Raw genomic sequence first — 771 nt, forward strand, 5'->3', positions numbered from 1 at the left:
GCAAGGCAAATACCAGCTTGCCAATTACTTATCACTCTGCGAGGTGTACGTTGGATTATTGCGAGTGCTATTTTCGCCCGTATGGGTGATGCTTCAGCCTATAGAAATGGTCGAGGAGCGAGTGCAAGTTTAGGGTTAGTCCCAACACATAGAGGTAGTGGTGGTAAGAACAAAAACCACGGAATAAGTAAGTCCGGAGATAAAACCCTTCGGTCTCTTATAGTTCATGGAGCAAGAGCAGTCGTAGCTAATATACGAGATAAAAAAGATCGATTAAGTTGCTGGCTCCGAAACTTATTAGAAAGAAAACCATTTAACCAAGTTGTCGTCGCCCTTGCGAACAAAACGATCAGGATGGCATGTGCCATGTTAAAAAGTAATCAATCTTATAATGAAGCGTTAATCGCTTAACGATCAGCTTTATAAGGTTAAGAAAAACTTCGATACCCACATGTAAGCAAGTAAGTCATGAATATAGCGCTAACAGAGCAAACAAGGGAAACTCTGTGAGGGACGAAGGCGATAGTACGCCACTCGCTCGATAAGACCCCTTGTTCAGTGGATTAAGCCATAGAGGTTCGGGGTAGCTCCCCATAAAGAAACCGGATATACGTGCACTTGTAAACCGCTAACTTAAGCTTCTTGCATTACTAGGGGAGTCCATATACGTTCCTCGTTTTTCAGAATGACGACATTTCGGGCATGAGTGTGAAATGAGATTCCCTACTCGCTCATTCTTCACTCTAGGAAATGACGCTGTTGCGAGTCTCA

Annotated in this window: 1 protein-coding gene; it reads left to right on the forward strand. The window is 43.5% G+C overall.

Annotated elements, in window-relative coordinates; genetic code table 11:
• Nucleotides 1-411, forward strand: a 411-nt coding sequence (locus tag KIV40_RS22190) for a transposase (protein WP_285351349.1), incomplete at its 5' end; no start/stop codon positions are given.
• Between the last annotated feature and the right edge of the window lie 360 nt (nucleotides 412-771).

The sequence above is a fragment of the Vibrio sp. D173a genome, assembly GCF_030248475.1.